Here is a 24,450-nt window from a genome sequence, read left to right on the forward strand (position 1 = left end):
GAAACTTCAGCATAAAACTTACTCACGACAAATGGATTCATAATGCTTGACCGTCCGGGCCGCCGCTTGGTTCGGTTTTTTTCGTTCTCCATGCCCGTCCTGAGTGCCACATCGCGTCGGGCTTCAATCTCTTGATCAAGGCGTAAACCATGCAGCGACTGATTTTTCTGGCAGGGATGTTGTTAGGCACGCAAGCGATGGCCAATGGCGCCGTTGAACCGGTGGTGAAGTGGACCCTTCTCGATCAGAACGACAAGGCCTATACGCTGGACAGCCAGGCGCACGTGCTGCTCGTGGCGCGGAGCATGTCGGCGGCCAAGCTCGTCAATGCCGCCGTCGGCGACGCCCCTCAGGGATACCTCGAAGAGCGGGGTGTGGTTTACGTGGCGGATATCGAGATGATGCCTTCGCTGGTCAAGATGGTCGCGGTGCCGGCGATGCGCTCGGCCAAATACCGGATTCTGCTGGACCGCGACGGCAGGGTCGCCCGGCAGTACAACGGCGACAGAGACTCGGTTCAGTGGCTGACCTTGCAAGACGGCGCCGTTGTGCAGGAAAAGCGTTTCACCGACGGCGCAGCGCTCAAACAGGCGGTCGCGCAGCAGGCGCAGCCCTGATCAGGCACAGACCGCCGCGCGCTCGAAGATCGTCTTCATGTAGCCGGAGATCATCGTTGAGTCGCCAAAGATCTCCCGCAGGCTGAGCTCGGCGTTGGCCAGGTGCAGGTGCAGTTGCTCCTTGACTCGGGCTTCGCCGTACAGGGAAACGAACGTGCTTTTGCCCGCGTCCTTACCCTGATCCTTGTCGCTGTCGGGGCAGCTGTCTCGCAGATCGTCATACATCTGAAAGGCCTGCCCCAGTTCCACGGCAAACACCTGCAACTGCGGCCTGACACTTTCGCCTGCGTCGCTGATCAGCCAGGCCATGTCGACGATGGCGCCGAACAGAACGCCAGTCTTGAGGTTGTTGGTCACGGCAATTTCTTCAGGGCTGCGCGGGTGCTGACCGTCGCGCAGGTCCTGGAACTGTCCGCGCACCAGCCCTTGCATGCCGACGGCATTGGCGGCCAGTTCGACCAGCTGGGTCCGGGTCGCCGGCGCCAGGTCGCTGATCGAGGCGATGACCCCGAACGCGCGGCTCAACAGTGCCACGGCGGTGAGGATGGCAACGTCTTCGCCGAACTTCAGATGCACCGTGGGCCGGCCGCGCCTGAGGGCAGCGTTGTCCATGCACGGCATGTCGTCGAGCACCAGTGAAGCGGCGTGGATCATCTCCACCGCGCAGCCCAGGTCCAGCCCGCACGTGCCGTCATGCCCCAGGCCCTCGGCCGCGAGCATCAGCAGAATGGGGCGCATGCGTTTGCCCGGCGCCAACGTACACTCACGCATGGCCAGGGCGACCAGATCGCGTTCGTTGCCACTCTCCGGCAGCAACTCATCGAGTCGCTTCTCGATGGATGCACGTACGTGAGAGAGACGCTCAGTGAAGCCGTGATCGAGGGAAGCGTCTGTGTCGATGGTCATCGGGAGGTGCACCTCAGCCTGTTGCGAATGAACGTAGCGATTGAACGCTGCTACCGGATCCTTTGACCTGCAGCCTGAAAAACGCGGAACGACTCAACGTTCCAGCTGCCTGAGTCTGGGTAAAACTTGTACAAAATATGCGTCGATTGGCATTCTTGTACAAGTTCCGTCAGCTAGATGACCACGCCGGGTGCGAAATGATTCAAGAATGTGGGGCTTGTGATGAGTGACAGCGATCTGAGTCGACGCAAAGACGATCATCTGAACATCGTGCTGGACCGGCGCGCAAGCGGTCACGGCGCAGGTACCGGCTTTGACGCCTGGCAATTCGAACACTGTGCGCTGCCTGAACTGGATCTGGCTGCGATCGATCTGCGCAGTGCGCTGGCGGGCAAGCCGCTCAAGGCGCCGCTGCTGATCAGTTCGATGACCGGCGGGGCGCAGCGGTCGACCGCCATCAACCGTCATTTGGCCGAAGCGGCTCAGGCGCTGGGCATTGCCATGGGCGTCGGCTCGCAGCGCGTCGGCCTCAGAAGCGGCAACGATCAGGGGCTGACCCGCGAGCTGCGGCGCCTGGCACCAGACGTTCCGCTGCTGGGCAATATCGGCGCTGCGCAGTTGCTGGAGCGCGACGGGCTCGATCTCGCACGCCGCTCGGTCGACACGCTGCAGGCAGACGCCCTGATCATTCATCTCAATCCGTTGCAGGAAGCGGTGCAGACCGAAGGTGACCGGGACTGGCGCGGCGCGCTGGAGGCGATTCGCCGCACCGTTGAAACCGTCGGCGTGCCAGTGATCGTCAAGGAAGTCGGCGCGGGGATCTCCGCCGCCGTGGCCCAATCCCTGGCCAGTGTCGGCGTGCAGGTCATCGATGTCGCCGGCATGGGCGGCACCAGTTGGGCGGCGGTCGAGGCCGAACGGGCGGTGTTGCCCGCCGACCGCGCGGTGGCGGCGGCCTTCACCCACTGGGGCATTCCCACGGCTACCAGCCTGCGCAGCGTGCGCGAGGCGCTGCCCCAGATGACGCTGATCGCCTCCGGCGGCATCCGCGACGGCGTCGACGCGGCCAAGGCGATCTGTCTGGGCGCCGACCTGGTGGGCCAGGCGGCGGGCGTGCTGCGCGATGCGACGCTGTCGACCGCGGCGGTGATCGAGCATTTTGAAATCATGATCCGCCAGCTGCGGATTGCCTGCTTCTGTACCGGGTCGGCGGATCTGGCGGCGCTTCGTAACGCACGCCTGTTGCCACGCGAGCCATGGCGCATGACGCCTCCATGAGCCACTTCGGCGTGGTGGCTCCCGCGTTCTACAGTCATTTCCAGACCTTTCAGGCGTTGGCGTCAGCCCTCATCGATCGTGGCCATCGCGTCACGTTCTTTCAGCAGGCCGATGCCCGCCGCTGGCTGGCGGATCCGCGCATCGCGTTTCATGCGCTGGGCGCGACCAGCCATCCGCCCGCAAGCCTTGGGCCGGTATTGCAACGCGCCGCGGCGTCCAATCACCCGTTGCGGCTGCGCGGTGTGATCCGCGACCTGTGCAACAGCACCCGCATGCTGTGCGCCGAGCTGCCCGACGCCCTGCGCGAACGGGGCGTCGATGCGTTGCTGTGCGACCAGATGGAAGCGGCCGGCGGCCTGGTTGCCGAGGCGCTCGGGTTGCCGTTCATCTCGGTGGCCTCAGCGCTGCCGGTCAATCGCGAGCCACGGATTCCGTTGGCGGTCATGCCGTTCGCTTACGCCGAGGACGAGCGTAGCAGGCGCATGTACGAAGGCAGCGAGCGGGTCTATGACTGGCTGATGCGACCTCTGAGCCGGGTCATCGGCGACGCCTGCCGACAGCTGTCCATCGAGCCGCGCGGCGGGCTTCATGAGTGCCTGTCCCCGTACGCGCAGATCAGCCAGACCTTCGACGGCTTCGATTTCCCGCGAGCCCGATTGCCCGCCACCTTCCATGCCGTCGGGCCGTTGCGCACGCCGGGGCAGCAGGCGGCAGGCGAGTGGCACATCGATCCTGACCGGCCATTCGTGTTCGCCAGCCTGGGCACGCTTCAAGGCGGGCGCATGGGCATGTTCACCCAGGTGGCCAAGGCCTGTGCGCGCCTCGACGCGCAGCTATTGATCGCCCACTGCGGTGGCCTCGTCCCGGCGCAGGAACAGCAGCTCAAACGGATCGGGGCGACATGGGTCACCGATTTCGCGGCACAGCAATGGGCGCTGGAGAAAGCCAGCGTGGCCGTGACCCACGGAGGCCTGAACACGGTGATGGATGCGATCAAGGCACGCACGCCCATGCTGGTCATGCCCATCGGCTTCGATCAGCCGGGCGTTGCCTCGCGGGTGGCTTACGCGGGCGCCGGGCTGCAGTTGAGCCGTCGCGCGCGCGCGGGCACGATCCACGAGGCGCTGAGGCGTCTGCTGGATCATCCTCCCGAGCCACTGGAGCGTCTGGCGGCAGAACTGGATCGGGCCGGCGGCACCCCGCGCGCCGCTGACATCGTCGAGTCGGTGATCCGCAGCGGCGCGCTGACAGCGGCGCGGGAGACCCCATGACTTACGACCTGATTTTCGCCGGAGGCGGCCTGGCCAACGGTCTCATTGCCTGGCGGCTCAAACAGTTGCGTCCCGAGCTGAATATTCTGTGCATCGAAGAGCAGCCGAACATGGGCGGCAATCACACCTGGTCGTTCCACGCGCAAGACCTCAGTGCCGCTCAGCAGCAGTGGATCGCTCCCTTGGTGGTGCAGCGATGGCCTTGCTACGACGTGCATTTTCCCGGCGGCGCGCGGCGGCTGTCTTCGGGGTACGCCAGCGTCACGTCCGAGCGTTTCGTGCAGGTCATCGAAACCGCGCTTGGCGATGATGTGCGCACCGGACAAACGATCGCCGAGGTCGGTCCCCGTTCATTGCGGCTGGCCAGCGGCGAGACGCTTCATGCCAGCGCCGTCGTCGACGGGCGAGGGGTCAAAGACAGCCCGCACCTGGTGCTGGGCCAGCAGGCGTTTCTCGGCCAGTTGCTGCAATTGCAGGCGCCTCACGGGCTCGAGGCACCAATCATCATGGATGCGCGGGTGGCGCAGGGCGACGGTTACCGGTTCGTCTACGTGCTGCCGTTTTCAGCCGATACCGTGCTGGTTGAAGACACCCATTATGTGGATCAGCACGTGCTGTCCATCGAGCAACTGCGTCGCCACATCGACGAGTACGCCCAGGCGCAGGGCTGGACCGTCGCCGCGTGCCTGCGTGAGGAGCAGGGCGTGTTGCCCATTACGCTGGCCGGCGACTTCGATCGCTTCTGGGCGCAGGGGCAAGGGCAGCCGCGATCCGGCCTGCGCGCCGGGCTGTTCCACTGCACCACCGGTTATTCCTTGCCCGACGCCGTCAGGCTGGCCGACTGGTTCGCGTCGCAGCGCAATCTGCAAGCGGATGCGCTCGCCGACGGTATCCAGACATTCGCTCGGCAGGCCTGGCGCCGTCAGCGCTTTTATCGCCTGCTCAACCGCATGTTGTTTCTGGCGGGACGACCTCAGGACCGCTGGCAGGTCATGCAGCGTTTTTACCGCTTGCCGGAAGGATTGATCAGCCGGTTTTACGCCGGCCACAGCCGCCTGGCGGACAAGGTTCGTATCGTCTCCGGCAAACCGCCCGTTCCTGTGGGCGCGGCAATACGCGCGATGCTCCGTTTCCTGCCCAGCCACTACGAGAACCGAGAATGACCGAAGCGAAGAAAGCCATCGTGATTGGCGCAGGATTTGGCGGTCTGGCATTGGCCATCCGTCTTCAGGCCGCTGGCGTGCAGACCACGTTGCTGGAAAAGCGCGACAAGCCCGGCGGACGCGCCTACGTGTACCACGACGAGGGGTTCACCTTCGACGCAGGCCCCACGGTGATCACCGACCCTACCGCCATCGAAGAATTGTTCACCCTGGCGGGCAAGTCGATCGCGGACTATGTCGAGCTGCTCCCGGTAGCGCCGTTTTATCAGCTGTGCTGGGAGGACGGATCGCGATTCGATTACGCCAACGACCAGGCCTCACTGGACCGTCAGATCGCCGCGTTCAACCCGCAGGACGTCGCCGGCTATCGGGATTTTCTGGCGTATTCCAAAGCGGTCTTTCGCGAGGGCTACCTGAAGCTGGGCACGGTGCCGTTCCTGTCGTTCCGCGACATGATCCAGGCCGGTCCGCAACTCGCCCGATTGCAGGCCTGGCGCAGCGTCTATTCGATGGTCTCCAGATTCATTCAGGACGACAAACTGCGGCAGGCGTTCTCGTTTCATTCGCTGCTGGTGGGCGGCAATCCGTTCGCCACCTCGTCGATCTACACGCTGATCCACGCCCTTGAACGGGAGTGGGGCGTGTGGTTTCCCAAGGGCGGCACCGGCGCGCTGGTCAATGCACTGGTGAAGCTGTTCGAGGACATCGGCGGGCGCATCGAACTCAATGCCAACGTCGCGGGCATCGACATCGAGGTTAATCGCGCCACCGGCGTGCACCTTGAAGATGGCCGCCGGATCGCGGCCGACAGTGTCGCCTCGAATGCCGACGTCGTGCACACCTACGCCCGATTGCTCGGTGACCACCCGCGCGGCGTTCAGGAGAGCGCGCGGCTCAAGGGCAAGCGCTACAGCAATTCGCTGTTCGTCATTCACTTCGGCCTGAAGCGGCCGCAGCCGCAGTTGCAGCACCACACGGTGTGTTTCGGGCCTCGTTATCGCGCGCTGATACAAGAGATCTTCAAAGGCGATGCGCTGGCCGAAGACTTTTCCCTGTACCTGCACGCGCCCTGCGTGACCGATCCAAGCCTGGCGCCCGCTGGATGCTCCAGCCATTACGTCCTGTCGCCGGTGCCCCATCTGGGCAATGCGCCCATCGACTGGACGACCGAGGGGCCGCGTTACCGGGACCGGATCTTCGACTACCTTGAAAAGCACTACATGCCTGGCCTGCGCGACGATCTGGTGACGTCGCGGATCTTCACGCCCGACGATTTCCAGAGCGAACTGAACGCTCATCTCGGCTCGGCATTTTCCCTGGAACCGATCCTGACTCAGAGCGCCTGGTTTCGACCGCACAACCGCGACGCCAGCCTGCACAATGTCTATCTGGTCGGCGCCGGCACTCATCCCGGCGCGGGAGTGCCCGGGGTAATCGGCTCGGCCAAGGCCACCGCAGGCGTGATGCTGGAGGATCTGCACCGTGAACGCCCATGACGCTGACGATCAGCATTTGCTTGACCACGCCACCACCAGCATTGCCGTAGGCTCGAAGAGTTTTGCGGCGGCGTCGCGCCTGTTCGACCCGCTCACGCGGCGCAGTGCCGTGATGCTCTACGCTTGGTGTCGGCATTGCGACGATGTCATCGACGGGCAAGAAGCGGGGCATTCGGCCACGCTGGTCGGGGAGCAGGAAGTACAGCGCCGACTGGCCGATCTGGTGGCCCAGACCCAAGGCGTTTACGCCGGGCTGCCGGTAGAGACCGAAGCCTTCGCGGCGTTCCGCGACGTGGTCATTCGCCACCGGATCAAGGAAACCTATGCGCTGGAGCACTTGGCCGGTTTTGCGATGGATGTTCAACAGCGCCAGTACCACCGCATCGACGACACGCTGGAATATTGCTACCACGTGGCGGGCGTCGTCGGGCTGATGATGGCTCAGGTCATGGGCGTTAGCGACGAAGCCACGCTGGACCGGGCGTGTGATCTGGGCATGGGGTTTCAGCTGACCAACATCGCCCGCGACATCGTTGAAGACGCCGGCGTCGGCCGTTGTTATCTGCCTCAGGACTGGCTCGACGAGCTTTCGATCCCTCGCGAGCGGCTGGCCGAGGCGCAATACCGCGACGCGCTGGCGGTATTGGCCAGACGACTGGTCGACATGGCCGAGCCTTTTTACATCAGTGCCGAGGCAGGTCTGACGTCCTTGCCCTGGCGCTCGGCGTGGGCAGTGGCGACGGCCAGCGGCGTCTACCGCGAGATTGGCGTCAAGGTCCGCAAGCAGGGCAGTGGCGCCTGGGATGCGCGGGTGTCCACCAGCACCGTCGACAAGCTGCGTCTGGTGCTCGCCGGACTCGGGCGGGCGATCAGCTCCCGCGGCCGTCGCTGGCCTGAGCGCCAGGCTGAGCTTTGGCAGCGTCCGCGTCATGCTTCTTCAGAGAGCCGCCATGAAGATCGCGCAGCTGCTTGCGAAGGCTCGACGTAGAGGGCGCGTAGAGAAAGCCGAAGGACACGCAGCGATCCTTTCCCGATACGGCGTGGTGCATCAGGTGCGCCTGATAGAGCCGCTTGAGGTAGCCATTTCTGGGCACGTACTTGAGCGGCCAGCGCTTGTGGACCAGCCCGTCGTGCGCCAGAAAATACAGGAAACCGTACGCCGTCATGCCCGCACCGATCCACTCCAGTGGGTGCATCCCTTGTGTGCCAAGGGCAATCAGCACGATGGCGAAGCCTGCGAAGACCACCGCGTACAGGTCATTTTTTTCGAACCAGCCGGTTCGGGGCTCATGGTGGGACCGATGCCAACCCCAGCCCCAGCCATGCATCACGTATTTATGCGCGACGAACGCGAAGCCTTCCATGCCGATGACCGTGGACAGAAAAACCAGTGCGTTCAACATCATTCGAATCGCTCGAGGGAAGCCAGACTATTCAGACCGTCCCGGGCGATGGAACGTTCTGAGTTTATGCGCCGCCGCGCCGCCCGGCTCACGCGGGTTCGACCACAAACACCAGGCTGGGCGGCCTGCCCGGAACGTCATCCAGCGTCCCGCTGCGGTGCATGCCGATTTTTTCCAGCACCCTGATGGAGGCCAGGTGGTCCGGCCGGACCACGGCCCAGACACGCTCGATGCCAGGCTGAGCGAACGCCGCCTGCAGCGCGAACCTGCCCAGTTCTGTCGCATACCCCTTGCCCCAAGCGTCGCTGGCGAAGCGATAGCCGATGTTGAGCCGCGGCTCGCCCAGATAATCGTAATGACCCACGCCGCCAAAACCTGTCAGCCGGTGCGGCGCCACCTTTTCCGCGATGGCCCACCAGCCGAAGCCGTGCTGCTGCCAGTGTTCGATCCATGTACGCACGAGGGCATCGGCTTGCGCCAAGGATGTCATCGGTCCGGCCGGATTGAAGCGCTGGGTGTCGGGATCGCTGTAGATGTCGAACAGACGGGCGGCGTCGCCCGGTTCAGGAGGGCGGTAGATCAGGCGGTCACTTGAAACGGGCATGGTATCGGCTCGGCAGTGGCGTGGGTTCACGCCGCGCAGTATAAGCGGTGCGGATGCCCCGCGCCCGGCCGTATCGCCGGGCCTGATGGCTGCCCGGACTGCCAGCCGGATGCAGGCTCAGTGAAGGGGCCTCACAGTTTTTCGTGGGCCAGTTCGATGTCGGCCGGCGCGACCGGGCGAACGCCGCCTGCGCGGGTGATCGCATGCAGCACAACCCCGACGAGAAGCAGGGCACCGGCGCGCAGCCAGGTGTCCAGACTCTGCTGACTGAGCAGCAAAAGGCAAGAAGCGATACCCAGCACAGGCACCCAGGTCGGCACCCGAAAGTGCGGTGTCTGCACTTTGTCCTTGCGCAGCACCAGCACCGCCAGGTTGGTGCTGATGAACACGAAGAGCAGCAACAGCACGACGGTCTGCGCCAGCGTGGCCAGCGAGCCGGTCAGCGTCAGGATCACAGCCAGCACCGAGGTGACCAGAATGGCCACGCCGGGCGTGCGCCGCGTCGGCAGCACATAGGTCAGCGGCCCTGGCAGCAAGCCCTGACGCGCCATGCCGTACGCCAGCCGACTGGACATGATCATCGTCAGCAGCGCGCCATTGGCCACGGCGACCAGGGCGATGAAGGCGAACAGACGTGGCGGTATGCCCAGCCCCGACGCTTTCACCACCTCCAGCAACGGCGCCGAAGAATGCAGTAATTGCTCGACAGGCATGACAGCCGCGGCGGCGATGGCCACGCCCATGTAGATGGCGCCGGCGACCAGCAGCGCACCGAACAGCGCTCGCGGATAAGTGGTGCGCACGTTGCGAATTTCTTCCGCCAGGTTGGCAGACGTCTCGAAACCGACGAACGAATAAAACGCCAGCAACGCTGCGCTGAGCACCGCGACGGCGGGGTCGATCCCGGCCTTGAAGGTCATGGCCCTGCCAAGGTCCGCTTCACCCGAGCGGAAAAACCAGGCCGCTGCGAATATCACGATCAGCAGCCCGGAGATTTCGATCAGCGTCATGACCAGATTGGCCGACAGCGATTCCTTGATCCCGCGCGCATTGAGCAGCGCGATCACCGCCAGAAACGCCAGCGCCGCGTAATGAGGCGAAACCTCGATGAACGGCGACAGGTAATCCCCCGCGAACGCCAGAGACAGGCCGGCGGCGCTGGTCACGCCCGCAGCGAGCATGCAGAAACCGACAAGAAACGAAATCAGCGGTGATCGGAACGCCTTGCCGGCGAACACCGCCGAAGCGCCAGCGTGAGGGTATTTGGTCACCAGCTCGGCATAGGAGCCTGCGGTCAGCAAGGCGAACAGCAAGGCAATGAGCAGCGGCACCCAGACCGCGCCGCCGACCTGGCCGGCGATGGTGCCCGCCAGCGCGTAAACGCCTGCGCCCAGCACGTCGCCGAGGATGAACAACAGCAACATCGGGCCTGAAACGGCCCGCTTGAGTGCTGATGAGGATTGACTGATTGCGCTCGCCATTGCTGCTCCTTGCCCTTTGTCTGGTCCGTGGTCGGGTGTCGCCGACGCGTTGCGCCTCACCTCACGGCTATTCAAAGGATCGTGGGGGCGCAAGAAGATTCAGGACATTTGTCAAACCCTGGACCACGGACTGTTTCGTTGCAGCCCAGCGCGGTGGGCGAAGTGGCAGGCGTATTGCTGCAAAAAGATGACTGCTCGGCGCGGTGTGACCTATCTTTTCAAAGGATCGACTGGCGACCACGGGCAGGGCGCCCACAGGCAGTGTTCTTTCAGAGGTTGAATATGGTCGGGCTTCGTGGGTGCAGAATCATGTGTGTGGCGGTCACGATGCTGGCGCTGCCCGGCCTCGCGCTGAGCGAGCCGGCGTGCGAGCACCTGACAGCCACGGGCAACGCCGAGTACCCACCTTATCTGTGGCGCGATCCCCACGACCCCGGTCGCCTGATCGGTGCCAACGCCGACCTGATCAAACATCTGGGCACGCTGTTGGGGCTGCGGATCGATGTAGTGTACGGCGGGCCGTGGTCTCGGGCGCAGGAAGAGGTGAGGGCAGGACGTATCGACATGCTCGCCGGGTATTTCCTCACGGCCGACCGTGAGCAGACGCTGAGTTTCGTCAAACCGGCGTTCCTGTTCACGCCCAGCATGGTCTGGGTCAGGCGCGACGAGGTCTTCCCCTATAAGCAATGGTCTGACCTCACAGGGCGCAGCGGCGGAACGCTGGTCAACAACAGCTTCGGTCAGGCCTTCGATGATTACGCCAGGGCCAATCTCTCGCTCGAGGAGGTGCCCACCGCCAGCCAGGCGTTCCAGAAGCTCATCCTCAAACGCAACGATTACGTGATCTTCGAACAATTCCCCGGCATGGCGCTGGCCAGGAAGCTCGGCATTGAAGGCGATGTCGTTGCGCTCGAGCCGCCGATCAACAGCGAAGGGCTCTATCTGGCGCTGTCAGCCAAGGCGCCCTGCATCTCGGCGTCGCTGCGCAAACAGATCGACAGCGATATGCAGAAGATTGTCTCGAGCCCTCTGGCGCAGGATCTGGTGAAGGCTAATCTGGCGCTGTGGAACGCCCAGCAGAAGGCTGGTCTGAACCCTTGAAGCGCACCGACATGGCGTGGTTCAAGCACCTTCACGGTGCGCAGGATCCGCATCGCGCAATGCCCCCTGAATCAAAACGGCAAATGATGCGATGGCGTCATCCATGCCATAGCGACCTCGAACCAACGCGCCCGCCAACGCTTCGCCCGCGCCGACCAGACCGGTGCAGCGTCGCTCCAGTTCATCTGCCGAAAACGCCGCATGGGGTTTCAGCACGGCCATGAACATCTGCACGCAGTTATCAAGCAACTCCTGAAAGACAGCGGCTTTCTCCTGACTGCCTGCCAGCGCGGCGCCCACCGCGTGGAACTCGTCGGTGTTGTCGGCCGCGCACTGGATATAGGCGCTGGCCAGCACCTGTGCGGTCTCCTGCAACGTCCGCGTGCCGTTGGACATGGCGTCACGGAAAGCCGCGACGCGTTCGGTATCGATCCATGTGTACAGCTCGATCAGCAGGCTGGAGCGCGTGGGGAAATGATCGTAGACCACCGGTTTGGAGACGCCGGCGCGGACGGCCAGATGGCCCAGCGTCAGCCGGTCTGCGTCCTCTTCGCGCACGATCAGCAGGGCGGTGTCCAGCAGCTGTCGGCGCCGCTCGGCTTTTGAAAGCCGCCGCGATGATGGCTGGGCGGCGGTGTCGTTACTGTCTTCTTGCACGGCATGTGTCCCTGAATAATAAAACCTACCAATGGTAGGTTACGGTGCTAAAGGGGCGTGTTAGGGTGCCTACTAGTAGTAGGTTGTTACCGAGAAAACAAGGAGAACAGACGATGTCCTTGCATCCAATTCTACTGATGGGCGGTTCTGGCGCCATTGGCCACCAGACCGCACGGGCTTTGCGCGCCATGTATCCGGACGTGCCGTTGCTGATCGGCGGCCGCGACCTGAGCAAGGCCGAGCAGGCCGCCGTGCAGATGGGCGGCGCCGAAGGTGTGAAGATCGACGCTGGCGCAGACGATCTCGGCTTGGGCGAGCGTCGCATCAGCGGCGTCGTGGTCTTCTACATGGATCACGCCCTCGCGGGGCTGCGTTATGCGCAATCGCGCGGCGTCCCGCATTTGAGTATCTCTTCTGGCGTGTTCGAAATCGCACCGGAAATCGCCACCTACATGCACCGGCCTGACGCTGCCGCCATCGTACTCGGTTACGAGTGGATGGTCGGCGCAACGACGGTCTCGACCCTTGAACTGGCGCGGGCGTTCGGTCGCGTCACTGACATCGCGATTTACGCGCTGGTCGACGAGCAAGACACGGGCGGCCCCACCGTCGCCAGCGATTTCGAGCACCTCAACCGCATGCTGCCTGCCGCGCTGACGCGTCGCGATGGCGTGTTCGGATGGCGCGAAGGGGAGCAGGCCAACGTCAGCTTTGACGCGGTGGACGGTACGCCGATCCAGGCGTCCGGATTTTCGTCCATCGACGTCACAGGCCTTGCTGCCGCGACCGGCGCCGCCAATGTGCAATTCAATCTGGCGACGGGGGTGAGTTCGAGCCGACGGCGGGGCGGGCCGATGTCGACCGAAATCATCATCGAGCTGGCGGGTGAAGACCTGCGGGGCAAACCGCTGAGCACGCGTCACGCGGTGGTGCACCCGGCGGGTGCCGCGGCGCTTACCGGCCTGAGCGTCGCCATGGTGCTGGAGCGCCTACTGGGGCTGGACGGCCAGCCGGCAACGCCCGCGGGCCTGTATTTCCCCTATCAGGTATTGAACGCAGACAGGTTTCTCAAGCGTCTGACACAAGAAGGCGGAGAGCTGCGCGCGCTCTGAGCAATTGCTTCGTTGAGCACGGTCGGCACACGCGCTGGCCGTGACCCTTTGTCCAGTCGCTTTGAATGGCGCACGCCAGACTGCCTGCCGTTCACTGTCGATCGCGCCGATGCGAGATTTTTTTCAAGTTATTTCCTTACTTCCCATGCCCCCAGACGCCGCGCGCTGCAGGCCTGACAACCGGGCACGTTGTCGCAGGTCGCGGCCGCTCAAGCGGTTGTGCTGAATCGGTTCAACTGGCATAAAAGAAAGGGCGTCGGGCTGCAACACCCGGAAATACACGGGTGGCGGGTCGAGACAAGCCTTGTAACGAATGACCCGCACTGACGACACCGTGGCGAACTCGCCCTGTCATCCGATGCACCTGCCAATGCGGCAATCTGCGCTATCCAGCCTGCCTTTCAACCTCATAGAGGCCATTCATTCGGCGTGCCCAAACGCCGTGCTGCAAAAAAGGAACGGACCATTGAGCGATCAATCCACTCCGAACTCTTCACTCGCCAGACTCTGCGACAAAATCGGTATCCCTTACCCCATGTTCTGGGGCTTCGTCGGCCTGTTGATCTTCATGATCGGCGACGGCGTCGAACTCGGTTACCTGTCTCCCTTCCTCAGCCAACGCGGCATGCCCGGTGATGAAGTCGCCATGGTGTTCACCCTCTACGGCGTCACCGTCGGGATCTCTTCCTGGCTCGCCGGCGCGCTTTCCAACATCTGGGGCCCCAAGCGGGTCATGTTTCTGGGCCTGATCATCTGGAGCGTGTTCGAGGTGCTGTTTCTCGTCTATGGCCTGCAGAAACTCAGCTATTCGATGATCCTGCTGACATACGGCCTGCGTGGCTTCGGGTATCCGCTGTTCGCCTATGGCTTTCTGGTATGGATCGCCGCGGCCACGCCGCCGCGCAAGATGGGCATGGCGGTCGGCTGGTTCTGGGTCGCGTATGCGGCGGGACTGCCGACGCTGGGTTCGCTGGTGGCGAGCGTCAGCATCCCATTGATCGGCGCGTTGCAGACATTCTGGCTGTCGTTCGGCCTGGTGGTCATCGGCGGCGCGATCGGCCTGATCGGCATGCGCGACGCCGCGGGCCTGCGTCGCCTGGCGCCGGAGGGGGAGCGGCCGATGGTGTCGATGGCCAAGAACATCACCATCATGTGGACGCGCCCGAAGGTGTCGCTCGCAGGGCTGGTGCGGGTCATCAACACCTCGTCGATGTTCGGCTTCCTGGTGGTCATGCCCGGTTTCTTCATGCACACCGTCGGCTTCACGCTGGAGCAGTGGCTGCGCCTGCTGACCATCGTGTTCGTGTTCAACATCATCGGCAATCTCACCTCCAGCGTGATCAGCACCCGGATCGGCTATCGCAACACCATCCTCTGGCTGGGCGCGGTGGGCAGCACGATCAGCACGCCGCTGTTCTTCTTCATGCCGCAGATGTTCCCCAATAACTTCCTCATCGCCTCGGTCTTTGGCGCGTTCTACGGCCTGACGCTGGCCTGCTTCGTGCCGCTCTCGGCACTGGCGCCGGCCCTTGCCCCGCAGAACAAGGCCGCCGCGCTCTCGGTGCTGAGCCTGGGTGCGGGGGCTTCGACCTGGGTGGGGCCGGCGGTGGTGGCGATTTTCAACGATCGCTTCGGGCTTGAGGGCGTGGTCTGGGCGTTCTGTGGGCTGTATGCGCTGAGCGCGGTCATGACGGCGTTTCTGCGTGATCCAGAGCCGGTGCATGAGCCGATCCTCATCAAGATCAAACGCAAGATCAAAATCCGCGCACCGCGTCTGGACTACCGCTGGGCCCACGCCGAAGAGCCGAAATAGCCCGCTTCGGTCAATCCGGTCGAGCCCTGCGTGAAGAGGGCTTCGACCGCACGCCCGCGTCAGCGGCAGCGCGGGCAGCGGGTTCAGGCGGTGATTGAACGCTGGTCGGAAACGCTTCGCGGTAGAAGGTTTTCAGCGTGTCGATGAACTCCTCCGCGAGCCGGGTGCGGGCAGCCAGGGGCGGCCAGATGACGTAGGTCGGGAACAGGACGTCCGGCGCGAAGGGCCGGATCGCGATCTCGCGGTGACGGTAATCCTGAGCCACCAGCGGGTGGGCGAGGGTGATGCCCATGCCCAGCGCCACCATCTCGCAATTGATCGCGCTGTATTGCGCCTCGACCGCCATGACCCGCTCGACCCCCGCCTGTTCGAACAACCCGTCGACCAGCGAGCGAGTGCCATCGCCGTGGCAGAGCGAGACGAAGGTCTCGCCTTCGAGATCGGCGAAGGTGATCTGCTCGCGGCCTGCCAGCGGGTGAGCGGCGGGCAGAACGCACACCGCCGGAATCATCGCCAGCAACTCGATCTGTTCGCTGCTGACATCGCCGGGGTGGACCACGATGCCGATGTCGCAGAACTGCGATTTGACCCACTGCTCCACCGTCGGCGAGGAGTTCACGTGCAGCGACACCGTCAGTTCGGGTCGCGACTGGGTGAAGGTCTTCAAGGCTTTGGGGATCACGCTGAGCCCGGTTGAAGGCACGGCCGCCACCCGTAAACGGCCGGTGCCGAGATTGCGGATGTTCTTCGCCGACAGGCGCAGGCTGTCCATGCCGACATACGCGCGCTCGACTTCCTGGAAAAACGCCTGGCCCTCTTGCGTGGGGATCAGTCGCACCCCGGCACGCTTGAACAGCGTCAGTCCGGTGCTCAACTCCAGCTGTGAAATGAGCCGGCTGACATTGGGCTGCGAGGTGTACAGCACCTCGGCCGCCGCGGTCATGGAACCCAGCCGCATGACGCTGCGGAACGCTTCGATCTGTCTCAGATTCATGCTGCCTTCCATATCAAATATGAATAACTAACCCGCATATCCGTATTTGACCATATGGGAGGGGCCTCGCAATACTCGGGTCAGCCATTCATAGCGCACATGAAGATGCGCCACCCCGCGATGGATTCGCCGGGAGCATGCACCGTGCATGCATGGCTCCGGTTCAGGCCGGAGCGACTGACGCATTGTTCGATCTGCCCCATGCACTTCGGAGATAGTCTGTGATTAGCCTTAACTCGTCCCCCGCAGCACAGCCGTTTCGTCCTTTCAACCGTCTCGCCTTTGCCGTCAGCCTGACGCTCGCCGGCCTGTGCAGCAGCCCGGCGTTCGCCGAACCCACGCTGTACGTCGCCGGCGTCGGCGGTTCCACCGAGCAGATGTACAAGACCAAGGTCATTCCGGCTTTCGAAAAACAGCACAACGTCAAAGTCGTCTACGTCGCCGGCAACTCCACCGAGACGCTGGCCAAGTTGCAGGCGCAGAAAGGCCGTCAGCAGATCAACGTGGCGATGATGGACGACGGTCCGATGTACCAGGCGTTGCAGATGGGCTTGTGCGAGAAGCTCAGCGACGCGCCGGTGTACAAGGATCTCTATCCCGTGGCGCGCTTGAGCCCTGAAGCCACCGGCATCGGCGTGGTCGCCACCGGCATCGGCTACAACGAGGAGGCTTTCAAAAAGCGGGGCTGGGCAGCACCGGACTCATGGGAAAACCTCACCGATCCGCGTTACCGGCAACTGCTGGGCATGCCCCCAGTGACCAACACCTACGGGTTGCACACGCTGGTTGAAATGGCCCGCTTGCGCGGTGGCGGCGAGAAGAACATCGACCCGGGTTTCAAGGCTCTGAAAGATGAGATCGGCCCGAACGTGCTCGCCTGGGTGTCGGCGCCGGGTGAGATGGACGGCATGATGCAGAACGGCGACGTGGTCATGGCGGTGTATGGCAGCGGGCGTGCCGTGGCGTTGCAAGGCACCGGGTTCCCGCTGAAATTCATTTACCCCAAGGAAGGTGGCATCGCCCTGCAGATTGCCGCCTGCAGCGTGACGCCGAACGCCCAGTCGGAGCTGTCCCAGGCGTTCATCCAGTACGTGCTTTCGCCTGAGGTTCAGCAGATTCAGGCGCAGGAGAACGGCTTCGCCCCGGTCAATCAGACCGTCACCCTGACCCCCGAACTGGCCGCGCGGATGCCCTATGGCCCGGAGAAGGTCAACGCGCTGATCAAGGTGGACTGGGACACGATCAACCAGCAGCGCGGCGAGTGGACGACCCGCTGGAATCGCACCGTCGAGCGTTGATCGCGATGGCTGATCGTTGATCGGGCCTGGCCCGGTCACTCCGATAACCTTTCTGGAGACGCAGGTTCTCCTGCGTGGCACGCCCATGGCATTCCTCACACTCGAAGGCATCGTCAAAGAGTACGGCAGCTTCAAGGCCATTGACGGTCTGAATCTGGAAGTCCGGCATGGCGAATTCGTCGCCTTGCTCGGCCCGTCCGGCTGCGGCAAGACCACCACGTTGCAGTCGATCGCCGGTTTCGTGCAGCCCACCCACGGGCGAATCATCCTCGACGGCCGGGACATCACCCACGTGCGGCCTGAGCAACGCGGGCTGGGCATCGTGTTCCAGAGCTACGCGCTGTTCCCGCACATGACCGTTGCGCAGAACATCAGCTTCGGTCTGGAAATGCGCGGCGTGGCCAAAGCCGAGCGCGCCGCGCGGATCGACGAGGCGCTGGATCTGGTCCGGCTCGTCGGGCTCGGTGATCGTTACCCCAAGGCGCTGTCCGGCGGGCAGCGTCAGCGCGTCGCCATTGCCCGGGCACTGGCCATCCGGCCGAACCTGTTGTTGCTCGATGAGCCGATGTCCAACCTGGACGCCAAACTGCGCGAAGAGATGCACATCGAACTGCGGGCGATCCAGCGCGAGTTGGGCATCACCACGATTCTGGTGACCCACGATCAGGTCGAAGCGATGACCATGAGCGACCGCATCGCGGTGATGCAGAAGGGCCGGATCGTGCAGATCGACACGCCGTTCGAGGCCTACGAGCGGCCGCATTCGCCATTCGCCTCGGCGTTTCTGGGCAAGACCAATGCCTTTGCCGGCGCCGTGCAACTGCGCAACGAACGCTGCTGCCACGTGCAGGTGCACGACACGCTGCTGCACGTGCCCCATGAAGATCGCTCGCTGGGCAACGACGTCAATGTCTACATCCGCCCGGAGAAAGTGCGCCTCACGGCAGTCGGCAGCGGTCGTCTGAGCGGGCGGATCCGTGTGCGGGTGTTCCTCGGCAATCTCTGGCTGATCGCTGTGGAAAGTCGTCTGGGGCTGGTGCACATGACACAGCCGAACCTCGGCGCGCCGCCGCCGGAAGAGGGGACCGAGGTCGGTCTGGACTGGTCGGACGACGATCTGCGCCTGCTCGATCGGGAGGTCGCCCATGGTCAGGTATGACGCCGAACGCGTGGGCGCTGCGCCCTGGATGTTGAGCGGGCCGGCGCTGCTGGTCTTCGGCGCGCTGCTGCTGGCGCCATTGCTGCTCACTGCCGTGTTGTCCCTGAACCTGTTCAGTGACAGTGCCGGCGTGATGCCGGGCTACAGCCTGGGTAACTACGTGGAGGTTTTCCGCGACAGCTATTTCCACGAAATCTTTCTGCGCACCGGCGCCATGGCGCTGGCCGTGACGGTGCTCTGCGTGCTGCTCGGCATTCCGGAGACCATCATCATTGCGCGCATGGCGCCGCGCTGGCGTTCGCTGTTCTTGATGGTGGTGCTCGGTCCGTTGCTCATTTCGGTGGTCGTGCGCACCCTCGGCTGGGCCATTCTGCTGGGCAACAACGGCCTGATCAATGATGCGCTGCAGGCGCTGGGCATCGTCGATCAGCCGGTGCGGATGCTGTTCACCCAGGTCGGCGTGATCATTGCGCTGACCCACGTGCTGGTGCCGTTCATGGTCATCGCGGTCTGGGCGACGTTGCAGCGCCTGGACTTGCAGGTCGAATGGGCCGGGCTGTCGCTGGGGGCATCGCGCCTTACGGTGTTCCGCCGGATCATCCTGCCGCAGATCATGCCCGGCGTGCTGTCGGGGTCGATCATCGTCTTCGCGCTGGCGGCGTCTGCCTTCGCCACGCCGGCGATCATCGGTGGCAGACGCTTGAAGGTGGTCGCGACGGCGGCTTACGACGAGTTCCTCGGCACCCTCAACTGGCCCCTCGGCGCCGCCATCGCGATGCTCCTGCTGCTGGCGAATCTGATCATCATTCTGGGTTGCAGCAAGCTGGCCGAGCGCCGCTTCAAGCAAGTGTTCGAGTAAACCGCCATGCACAAGAACGGATTTTTCTCGCTGTTTTTCCACACCGCGTTCGTCATCTTCATTGTCGCGCCGCTGGTGGTGGTGATCGCCATGGCGTTCACCAGCAAGGGCTACCTGTCATTGCCCACCGATGGCCTGTCGCTGCGCTGGTTCAGCGCGCTGCTCGACAATCAGGAAATGATCGACGCGTTCACGCTGTCGATCCGGCTCGGGCTGGCGTCGGCGACCCTGGCTGCGTTGCTGGCCATCCCGGCGGCGCTGGCGATCAGTCGCTACGACTTTCCGGGGCGCGGCGCGGTGACGGGTTTTCTGCTCTCGCCGCTGATGATTCCCTCGGTGGTGCTCGGCATCGCGTTTCTGCGTTTCTTTTCGCTGGCGCAGATCGGCGGGTCGTTCTGGGCGCTGACGCTGACCCACGTGATCGTCGTGTTGCCCTATGCGCTGCGCCTGACCCTTGCCTCGACCATCGGCCTTGAACGCGATATCGAGCAGGCCGCGATGTCGCTGGGCGCCAGTCGCTGGACGGCGTTCTACCGCGTGATCCTGCCGCGCATCCGCACCGGTGTCATCGGCGGCTGGATGCTGGCGTTCATCCAGAGCTTCGACGAACTGACCATGACGGTGTTCGTCGCCACGCCCGGCACGACCACGCTGCCGGTGGCGATGTACAACCAGATTTCGCAGACCATCGATCCGTTGATTACGGCCGTTTCCACGGTGCTGATCATCGGCACGCTGCTGTTGATGCTGATACTCGACCGCCTGGTCGGACTTGACCGGGTTCTGATCGGAGAGGGCAAATGAAGCCGCACACGCAGGGCGACACACACGCGGACGTCATCGTCGTCGGTGGCGGGCTGGTGGGCACAGCCGTCGCGTACGGCCTGGCACGGCTGGGCACCGACACGGTGGTGCTCGATCAGGGCGACGACGCCTTTCGCGCCTCGCGAGGCAACTTCGGTCTGGTCTGGGTACAAGGCAAGGGCCACGACTTGCCGGATTATTCGCGCTGGACACGTTCGTCCGCGACGCGCTGGGCCGGGTTCGCCCAGGCACTGCTCGCGGACAGTGACATCGACGTTCAGCTCAGGCAGCCCGGCGGATTTCACATGTGCTTCAGCGACGAAGAACTGTCCGAACGCCAGTCGCGCCTGCAGTCCTTGCAGGACGCGCTGGGCGATTACCCCTTCCAGATGCTCGACGCCGCCGACCTGAAAGCGCGGCTGCCGCTGATCGGCCCGGCGGTGGTCGGCGCCAGTTACACGCCACAGGACGGCCACGTCAATCCGTTGAAGTTGCTGCGCGCGCTGCACACCTCGGCGCAGGCCAAGGGCGCCCGGTTTCACAACGGCATGCAGGTGGAGCGGATCGACTGCGCGGCAGGCGAGTTCAGCGTCACGGCGGGCGGGCGCCGGTTCACGGCATCGCGCATCGTGCTGGCCGCCGGTCTTGGCAATCCCGGACTGGCGCGTCAGGTCGGCCTGCACGCGCCTGTCGCGCCCAATCGCGGGCAGGTGCTGATCAGCGAGCGGGTCCGGCCGTTTCTCGATTACCCCACGATCAACGTGCGGCAGACCGACGAAGGCACGGTGCAGCTGGGCGACTCGATGGAAGAGGTGGGCTTCGATGATAGCACTTCCACCCAAGTGCTCGCGGCGATTGCCCGGCGCGGGGTGTCGACCTTTCCGCTGCTGCGTGACGTGCGCCTGATCCGCGCCTGGGGCGCCTTGCGCGTGATGAGCCCGGACGGCTTTCCCATTTATCAGCAATCGGCCGCTCATCCCGGCGCTTTCGTGGTGACCTGCCACAGCGGCGTGACCCTCGCCGCCGCCCACGCCCTGCGCATCGCACCGTGGATCCTGGGCGGCGCGATGCCTGATGAACTGGGCGTGTTTACCGGCGAGCGTTTTCTGACTGACAAGGTGTTTTCCCATGCGCACTGATCCGCTTTTCACACCGGTCGCCAGCGAGGTCAGCTCGACGCGAACCGTGGCCCTGACCTTCAACGACCAGCCGCTCAATGTCCCGGCGGGCAGCAGCGTTGCCGCCGCGCTGCTGATGTCCGGCATCACCCGGTTCCGCGGCACGCCGGTGAGCGAATCGCCCCGTGCGCCGTATTGCATGATGGGCGTGTGCTTCGAATGCCTGGTGGAAATCGACGGCGTTCCCAACCGTCAGAGCTGCCTGATCGAAGTCGTCGACGGCATGCGCATACGTTCGCAGGAAGGCGCCCGCGACCTGATTTTCCAACCGGTCAGCGTGCTGACTCTCGAGGTGCAGTCATGAGCGTTATCAACGTCGATGTCGCGGTGATCGGCGCGGGCGCCGCGGGCATGTCCGGGGCGGTGGCGCTTGCCGGTCTGGGCCTTGAGGTGGTTTTGCTGGACGAGCAGGGCAGTCCTGGCGGACAGATCTACCGCGGGATCACGCTGGCGCCGTTGTCCCGGCGCGACATGCTCGGCGCCGATTACGCCCATGGCAACACCCTGGCGCAGGCGCTGGCTTCGTCCACCGTGCGCTATGAAAAAGGCGCCGCGGTGTGGCAGGTGACCCGTGATCATCAGGTCAGTTATCTGCGCGACGGTCGCCTGCACACCTTGCAGGCCAAGGCGGTGCTGCTGGCGACCGGTGCGATGGAACGGCCTTTTCCGATTCCCGGCTGGACCTTGCCCGGCGTGATGAGTGCGGGTGCCGCGCAGATTCTGCTGAAGAGTTCCGGCCTTGCGCCGTCCGAACCCGTGGTGCTGGCCGGTTGTGGTCCGCTGCTCTATCTGCTCGGCTGGCAGTACCTGCGCGCCGGCGTGCCGATCAAGGCACTGGTCGATACCACGCGGCCTGAAGATTACTGGCGTGCGCGTCGTCATCTGTTCGCCGCGTTGCGGGCCTGGCCTTATCTGCGCAAGGGCCTGGAGCTGATGCGCAGCCTGCGCAGCGCCGGCATCGCGCATTACACTGGAGCCGAGCAGCTGGCTGTCGAAGGCAGCGACGCGGCGAGCGCGCTGACGTTCAGCGTGGCCGGCAAAACCCGACGCATTCAGAGCCGCTGCGTGCTGTTGCATCAGGGCGTCGTGCCGAACATTCAGTTCAGCCAGTCGCTGCGGGCTCGACATGACTGGGACGACGAGCAGTTGTGTTTCAGCCCGGTGGTCGATGCCTGGGGCGAACTCGATGTGCCCGGCATCTTCGTGGCCGGTGACGGCGCCGGCATTGGTGGGGCTCAGGCGGCTGCGTTGCAGGGCGAACTGGCGGCGTTGGGGATCGCCGCACGGTTGCACCGCATCGATGAACAGCCGCGCGACGCCCGGGCTGCGGCCCTGCGCAGCGGTCTGGAAGCCAACCTCAGAATCCGGCCGTTCCTCGATGCGGTGTACCGCGCCAAAGACGAAAACCGTATTCCTGCGGACGAGGTCATGGTCTGTCGCTGCGAAGAAGTCACCGCAGGCGAGCTGCGCAAGTTCGTGGCGCTGGGCTGCTCGGGGCCGAATCAGGCCAAGTCGTTCGGCCGCTGCGGCATGGGACCTTGCCAGGGGCGCATGTGTGGCTTGACCGTGACCGAGGTCATCGCCCACGCGCGCGGCGTGTCGGCGCAGGACGTTGGCTATTACCGGATTCGCCCGCCGATCAAGCCGATCACCCTGGGAGAGCTTGCCGGTGAGTGAATCGAGCGCGCAGCAGCGTGACGTGCTGGTGATCGGTGGCGGCATTCACGGCCTGAGCACTGCGTTTCATCTGGCGCAGCGTGGGGTCACCGTCACGGTCCTCGAGGCCGACTACTGCGGACGCCACGCTTCCGGCGTGAATGCTGGCGGGGTGCGCACCCTCGGGCGTCACGACGCCGAGATCCCGCTGGCATTGTCTTCCCGCGCACTCTGGCACCAACTCAAGCATACGCTGGGCGACGACGGCGGCTTCGTGCCGAGCGGCCAGTTGAAACTGGCGGAAAGCCAGGCCGAACTGGACGAGTGCCGCGCGCGGGTGCAGCACCTCCAGGCGCTGGGCTTCACTCACGAAACACTGATCGATGACCGGCAGGTGTTCGAGATCATTCCCACCGTAGCGCGGCACGTGGTCGGCGGCATCTGGGTCAAGGACGACGGCTACGCGGTGCCCTACAAAGCCGTCACGGCGTTTCGTCTGGCCGCCGAAAGGCTCGGCGTGCGGGTGCTCGAAGGCACGCCGGCGCGGCGCATCGAGCAACGCGGCAGCCGGTGGCAGGTGGACACAGAGCGCGGCCTGTTCAGCGCCGAGCATCTGGTGATCACCGCAGGCGCATGGGCCAGTGAACTTGCGGCGCAGATCGGTGAGACGGTGCCTGCCCATCCGGAGGGCCTGATGCTGATGGTCACCCACCGTGTCGCGCCGTTCTGCGGGCCGGTGCTGGGTGCGACCGGCCGCTCGCTGTCGTTCAAGCAGTTCGCCAACGGCACCGTGTTGATCGGCGGCAAACTCATCGGCTCGCTGGACTTTGCAGCGCGTCACGGCGAAGTCGACATGGCGCGCCTGGGCACCAGCGCGCGCACCGTCACCGACCTGTTCCCGCACTTGAAGCATCTGGGCGTCAATCGCGTCTGGGCCGGCGTCGAAGCGTTCACCGCAGACGACCTTCCGGTCATCGGCGCCAGCCGCAAAGCCAGCAATCTCAGCTATTCGTTCGGTTTCTGCGGCAGCGGATTCCAGATGGGCCCCGGCACGGGGAAGCGTCTGGCTCAGCAGATTCTTGGCGAGCATTCGGACATTTCCCTGGACGCCTTCGACATCGGCCGCTTCGCCGCCATAGCCGGCGCGTCGGCCGCTTTTCCTCAACCCGCTGTTTCCATTCCCAACCCTCAGGAGTTCCCATGCTGGACATCACCCGAATCGAAACCAACCAACGCATGAGCCGTGTCGTGCAGTGCAACGGCTTTACCTTTCTGGGCGGGCAGACCGCCACGGACCGCACGCTGGACATCAAGGGCCAGACGGCGCAAGTGCTGGAGAAAATCGACAATTATCTGGCCAAGGCCGGCCTGGACAAGACACGCATCCTCAGCGCGCAAGTCTGGCTCTCGGACATCCAGGCCAATTTCGCAGGCATGAACGAAGTCTGGGACGCCTGGGCGCCGGAAGGGCATGCACCGGCGCGCGCGACCGTCGAGTCGCGACTGGCAGCGCCTGAATTGCTCGTCGAAATCACCGTTGTGGCGGCGGGCTGAGAGGCTTCGGGCAGCCCCGCCGCGCAGGGCTGCCCGTCTCCGACGT

At 64.3% G+C, this 24,450-nt stretch carries 24 protein-coding genes; 18 read left to right on the forward strand and 6 right to left on the reverse strand.

Features of this window, described 5'->3' with window-relative positions; genetic code table 11:
• The first annotated feature begins 149 nt into the window (after window positions 1-149).
• A complete protein-coding gene (locus tag AAGQ88_RS11810; protein ID WP_285424057.1) occupies window positions 150-617 on the forward strand; it encodes a hypothetical protein in 468 nt (155 codons plus the stop codon).
• On the opposite strand, the gene AAGQ88_RS11815 is transcribed toward AAGQ88_RS11810, so the two are convergent.
• A complete protein-coding gene (locus AAGQ88_RS11815; RefSeq protein ID WP_285424056.1) occupies window positions 618-1,523 on the reverse strand; it encodes a polyprenyl synthetase family protein in 906 nt (301 codons plus the stop codon).
• A gap of 222 nt (window positions 1,524-1,745) precedes the next feature.
• On the opposite strand from AAGQ88_RS11815, the gene fni reads away from it, so the two are divergent.
• Genes fni through AAGQ88_RS11840 form a run of 5 tightly spaced genes read left to right on the forward strand, consistent with a single transcriptional unit; the run spans window position 1,746 to window position 7,719 of the window.
• Entirely contained in the window at window positions 1,746-2,801 is a 1,056-nt protein-coding gene (gene fni / locus AAGQ88_RS11820; protein WP_342655447.1) for a type 2 isopentenyl-diphosphate Delta-isomerase, read from the forward strand.
• Window positions 2,798-4,072 carry a glycosyltransferase gene (locus AAGQ88_RS11825; RefSeq protein ID WP_342655448.1) on the forward strand — a complete coding sequence of 425 codons (1,275 nt, stop codon included), beginning with the start codon at window positions 2,798-2,800 and terminating at the stop codon, window positions 4,070-4,072. Before fni ends, AAGQ88_RS11825 begins: the two co-directional genes overlap by 4 nt.
• The gene (gene crtY / locus AAGQ88_RS11830) at window positions 4,069-5,235 is read left to right on the forward strand and encodes a lycopene beta-cyclase CrtY (RefSeq protein ID WP_342655449.1); all 1,167 of its coding nucleotides are present in this window, start codon (window positions 4,069-4,071) and stop codon (window positions 5,233-5,235) included. Before AAGQ88_RS11825 ends, crtY begins: the two co-directional genes overlap by 4 nt.
• A complete protein-coding gene (locus AAGQ88_RS11835; RefSeq protein ID WP_342655450.1) occupies window positions 5,232-6,731 on the forward strand; it encodes a phytoene desaturase in 1,500 nt (499 codons plus the stop codon). Before crtY ends, AAGQ88_RS11835 begins: the two co-directional genes overlap by 4 nt.
• Window positions 6,718-7,719 (forward strand): phytoene/squalene synthase family protein, encoded by a 1,002-nt coding sequence (locus tag AAGQ88_RS11840; protein ID WP_342655451.1) that lies wholly within the window; start codon window positions 6,718-6,720, stop codon window positions 7,717-7,719. The genes AAGQ88_RS11835 and AAGQ88_RS11840 overlap by 14 nt, the downstream gene beginning before the upstream one ends.
• On the opposite strand, the gene AAGQ88_RS11845 is transcribed toward AAGQ88_RS11840, so the two are convergent.
• The 3 genes from AAGQ88_RS11845 to AAGQ88_RS11855 all read right to left on the reverse strand — a co-directional run bounded on the left by AAGQ88_RS11845 (window position 7,601) and on the right by AAGQ88_RS11855 (window position 10,219).
• Window positions 7,601-8,137: a sterol desaturase family protein gene (locus tag AAGQ88_RS11845; RefSeq protein ID WP_342655452.1), complete on the reverse strand. Its 537-nt coding sequence runs from the start codon at window positions 8,135-8,137 to the stop codon at window positions 7,601-7,603. The genes AAGQ88_RS11840 and AAGQ88_RS11845 overlap by 119 nt on opposite strands.
• Before the next feature lie 85 nt (window positions 8,138-8,222).
• Window positions 8,223-8,738 carry a GNAT family N-acetyltransferase gene (locus tag AAGQ88_RS11850; protein WP_342655453.1) on the reverse strand — a complete coding sequence of 172 codons (516 nt, stop codon included), beginning with the start codon at window positions 8,736-8,738 and terminating at the stop codon, window positions 8,223-8,225.
• Window positions 8,739-8,869: 131 nt separating this feature from the next.
• Window positions 8,870-10,219, reverse strand: coding sequence for an APC family permease (locus tag AAGQ88_RS11855; protein ID WP_342655454.1), 1,350 nt, complete (start codon window positions 10,217-10,219; stop codon window positions 8,870-8,872).
• Between the two features lie 282 nt (window positions 10,220-10,501).
• Here AAGQ88_RS11855 and AAGQ88_RS11860 point away from each other — a divergent pair, with 282 nt between their 5' ends.
• Window positions 10,502-11,320: a transporter substrate-binding domain-containing protein gene (locus AAGQ88_RS11860; protein ID WP_342655455.1), complete on the forward strand. Its 819-nt coding sequence runs from the start codon at window positions 10,502-10,504 to the stop codon at window positions 11,318-11,320.
• 21 nt (window positions 11,321-11,341) lie between these two features.
• Here AAGQ88_RS11860 and AAGQ88_RS11865 read toward each other — a convergent pair whose 3' ends face one another.
• Window positions 11,342-11,977 (reverse strand): TetR/AcrR family transcriptional regulator, encoded by a 636-nt coding sequence (locus AAGQ88_RS11865; RefSeq protein ID WP_342655456.1) that lies wholly within the window; start codon window positions 11,975-11,977, stop codon window positions 11,342-11,344.
• Window positions 11,978-12,090: 113 nt separating this feature from the next.
• Between AAGQ88_RS11865 and AAGQ88_RS11870 the strand changes: the two genes are divergently transcribed.
• Both AAGQ88_RS11870 and AAGQ88_RS11875 read left to right on the forward strand, forming a co-directional pair.
• Complete coding sequence (locus tag AAGQ88_RS11870; protein WP_342655457.1) at window positions 12,091-13,089, forward strand: NAD(P)-dependent oxidoreductase; 999 nt, start codon at window positions 12,091-12,093, stop codon at window positions 13,087-13,089.
• A 466-nt stretch (window positions 13,090-13,555) separates the two neighbouring features.
• Entirely contained in the window at window positions 13,556-14,902 is a 1,347-nt protein-coding gene (locus AAGQ88_RS11875) for an MFS transporter (RefSeq protein ID WP_342655458.1), read from the forward strand.
• A 10-nt stretch (window positions 14,903-14,912) separates the two neighbouring features.
• Here the strand turns inward: AAGQ88_RS11875 and AAGQ88_RS11880 are convergent, their stop codons facing one another.
• A complete protein-coding gene (locus tag AAGQ88_RS11880) occupies window positions 14,913-15,896 on the reverse strand; it encodes a LysR substrate-binding domain-containing protein (RefSeq protein ID WP_342655459.1) in 984 nt (327 codons plus the stop codon).
• 221 nt (window positions 15,897-16,117) lie between these two features.
• On the opposite strand from AAGQ88_RS11880, the gene AAGQ88_RS11885 reads away from it, so the two are divergent.
• The 9 genes from AAGQ88_RS11885 to AAGQ88_RS11925 all read left to right on the forward strand — a co-directional run bounded on the left by AAGQ88_RS11885 (window position 16,118) and on the right by AAGQ88_RS11925 (window position 24,404).
• On the forward strand, window positions 16,118-17,194 hold the full coding sequence (locus tag AAGQ88_RS11885) for an ABC transporter substrate-binding protein (protein WP_342655460.1): 1,077 nt from the start codon (window positions 16,118-16,120) through the stop codon (window positions 17,192-17,194).
• An 85-nt stretch (window positions 17,195-17,279) separates the two neighbouring features.
• On the forward strand, window positions 17,280-18,353 hold the full coding sequence (locus tag AAGQ88_RS11890; RefSeq protein WP_342655461.1) for an ABC transporter ATP-binding protein: 1,074 nt from the start codon (window positions 17,280-17,282) through the stop codon (window positions 18,351-18,353).
• Complete coding sequence (locus AAGQ88_RS11895) at window positions 18,340-19,212, forward strand: ABC transporter permease (RefSeq protein WP_342655462.1); 873 nt, start codon at window positions 18,340-18,342, stop codon at window positions 19,210-19,212. Before AAGQ88_RS11890 ends, AAGQ88_RS11895 begins: the two co-directional genes overlap by 14 nt.
• A 6-nt stretch (window positions 19,213-19,218) precedes the next feature.
• Window positions 19,219-20,016, forward strand: coding sequence for an ABC transporter permease (locus AAGQ88_RS11900; protein ID WP_342655463.1), 798 nt, complete (start codon window positions 19,219-19,221; stop codon window positions 20,014-20,016).
• On the forward strand, window positions 20,013-21,155 hold the full coding sequence (locus AAGQ88_RS11905) for an FAD-dependent oxidoreductase (protein WP_342655464.1): 1,143 nt from the start codon (window positions 20,013-20,015) through the stop codon (window positions 21,153-21,155). Before AAGQ88_RS11900 ends, AAGQ88_RS11905 begins: the two co-directional genes overlap by 4 nt.
• Window positions 21,145-21,498, forward strand: a complete 354-nt coding sequence (locus tag AAGQ88_RS11910) for a (2Fe-2S)-binding protein (RefSeq protein WP_342655465.1) — start codon at window positions 21,145-21,147, stop codon at window positions 21,496-21,498. The genes AAGQ88_RS11905 and AAGQ88_RS11910 overlap by 11 nt, the downstream gene beginning before the upstream one ends.
• Window positions 21,495-22,871 (forward strand): NAD(P)/FAD-dependent oxidoreductase, encoded by a 1,377-nt coding sequence (locus AAGQ88_RS11915; RefSeq protein WP_342655466.1) that lies wholly within the window; start codon window positions 21,495-21,497, stop codon window positions 22,869-22,871. The genes AAGQ88_RS11910 and AAGQ88_RS11915 overlap by 4 nt, the downstream gene beginning before the upstream one ends.
• A complete protein-coding gene (locus AAGQ88_RS11920; RefSeq protein WP_342655467.1) occupies window positions 22,864-24,090 on the forward strand; it encodes an FAD-binding oxidoreductase in 1,227 nt (408 codons plus the stop codon). Before AAGQ88_RS11915 ends, AAGQ88_RS11920 begins: the two co-directional genes overlap by 8 nt.
• Complete coding sequence (locus tag AAGQ88_RS11925; protein WP_285424034.1) at window positions 24,051-24,404, forward strand: RidA family protein; 354 nt, start codon at window positions 24,051-24,053, stop codon at window positions 24,402-24,404. Before AAGQ88_RS11920 ends, AAGQ88_RS11925 begins: the two co-directional genes overlap by 40 nt.
• Window positions 24,405-24,450: the final 46 nt, after the last annotated feature.

The sequence above is a fragment of the Pseudomonas sp. F3-2 genome, from assembly GCF_038804275.1.
Classification (GTDB): Bacteria; Pseudomonadota; Gammaproteobacteria; order Pseudomonadales; family Pseudomonadaceae; genus Aquipseudomonas.

Bases quoted from the DNA above. Each gene is read 5' to 3' on its own strand.
- AAGQ88_RS11845 (WP_342655452.1), bottom strand. From the start codon at position 8,137: ATGATGTTGAACGCACTGGTTTTTCTGTCCACGGTCATCGGCATGGAA.
- AAGQ88_RS11925 (WP_285424034.1), top strand. From the start codon at position 24,051: ATGCTGGACATCACCCGAATCGAAACCAACCAACGCATGAGCCGTGTC.
- AAGQ88_RS11870 (WP_342655457.1), top strand. From the start codon at position 12,091: ATGTCCTTGCATCCAATTCTACTGATGGGCGGTTCTGGCGCCATTGGC.
- AAGQ88_RS11905 (WP_342655464.1), top strand. From the start codon at position 20,013: ATGAAGCCGCACACGCAGGGCGACACACACGCGGACGTCATCGTCGTC.
- AAGQ88_RS11860 (WP_342655455.1), top strand. From the start codon at position 10,502: ATGGTCGGGCTTCGTGGGTGCAGAATCATGTGTGTGGCGGTCACGATG.
- fni (WP_342655447.1), top strand. From the start codon at position 1,746: ATGAGTGACAGCGATCTGAGTCGACGCAAAGACGATCATCTGAACATC.
- AAGQ88_RS11835 (WP_342655450.1), top strand. From the start codon at position 5,232: ATGACCGAAGCGAAGAAAGCCATCGTGATTGGCGCAGGATTTGGCGGT.
- AAGQ88_RS11890 (WP_342655461.1), top strand. From the start codon at position 17,280: ATGGCATTCCTCACACTCGAAGGCATCGTCAAAGAGTACGGCAGCTTC.
- crtY (WP_342655449.1), top strand. From the start codon at position 4,069: ATGACTTACGACCTGATTTTCGCCGGAGGCGGCCTGGCCAACGGTCTC.
- AAGQ88_RS11850 (WP_342655453.1), bottom strand. From the start codon at position 8,738: ATGCCCGTTTCAAGTGACCGCCTGATCTACCGCCCTCCTGAACCGGGC.
- AAGQ88_RS11810 (WP_285424057.1), top strand. From the start codon at position 150: ATGCAGCGACTGATTTTTCTGGCAGGGATGTTGTTAGGCACGCAAGCG.
- AAGQ88_RS11915 (WP_342655466.1), top strand. From the start codon at position 21,495: ATGAGCGTTATCAACGTCGATGTCGCGGTGATCGGCGCGGGCGCCGCG.
- AAGQ88_RS11825 (WP_342655448.1), top strand. From the start codon at position 2,798: ATGAGCCACTTCGGCGTGGTGGCTCCCGCGTTCTACAGTCATTTCCAG.
- AAGQ88_RS11910 (WP_342655465.1), top strand. From the start codon at position 21,145: ATGCGCACTGATCCGCTTTTCACACCGGTCGCCAGCGAGGTCAGCTCG.
- AAGQ88_RS11880 (WP_342655459.1), bottom strand. From the start codon at position 15,896: ATGAATCTGAGACAGATCGAAGCGTTCCGCAGCGTCATGCGGCTGGGT.
- AAGQ88_RS11895 (WP_342655462.1), top strand. From the start codon at position 18,340: ATGGTCAGGTATGACGCCGAACGCGTGGGCGCTGCGCCCTGGATGTTG.
- AAGQ88_RS11815 (WP_285424056.1), bottom strand. From the start codon at position 1,523: ATGACCATCGACACAGACGCTTCCCTCGATCACGGCTTCACTGAGCGT.
- AAGQ88_RS11855 (WP_342655454.1), bottom strand. From the start codon at position 10,219: ATGGCGAGCGCAATCAGTCAATCCTCATCAGCACTCAAGCGGGCCGTT.
- AAGQ88_RS11900 (WP_342655463.1), top strand. From the start codon at position 19,219: ATGCACAAGAACGGATTTTTCTCGCTGTTTTTCCACACCGCGTTCGTC.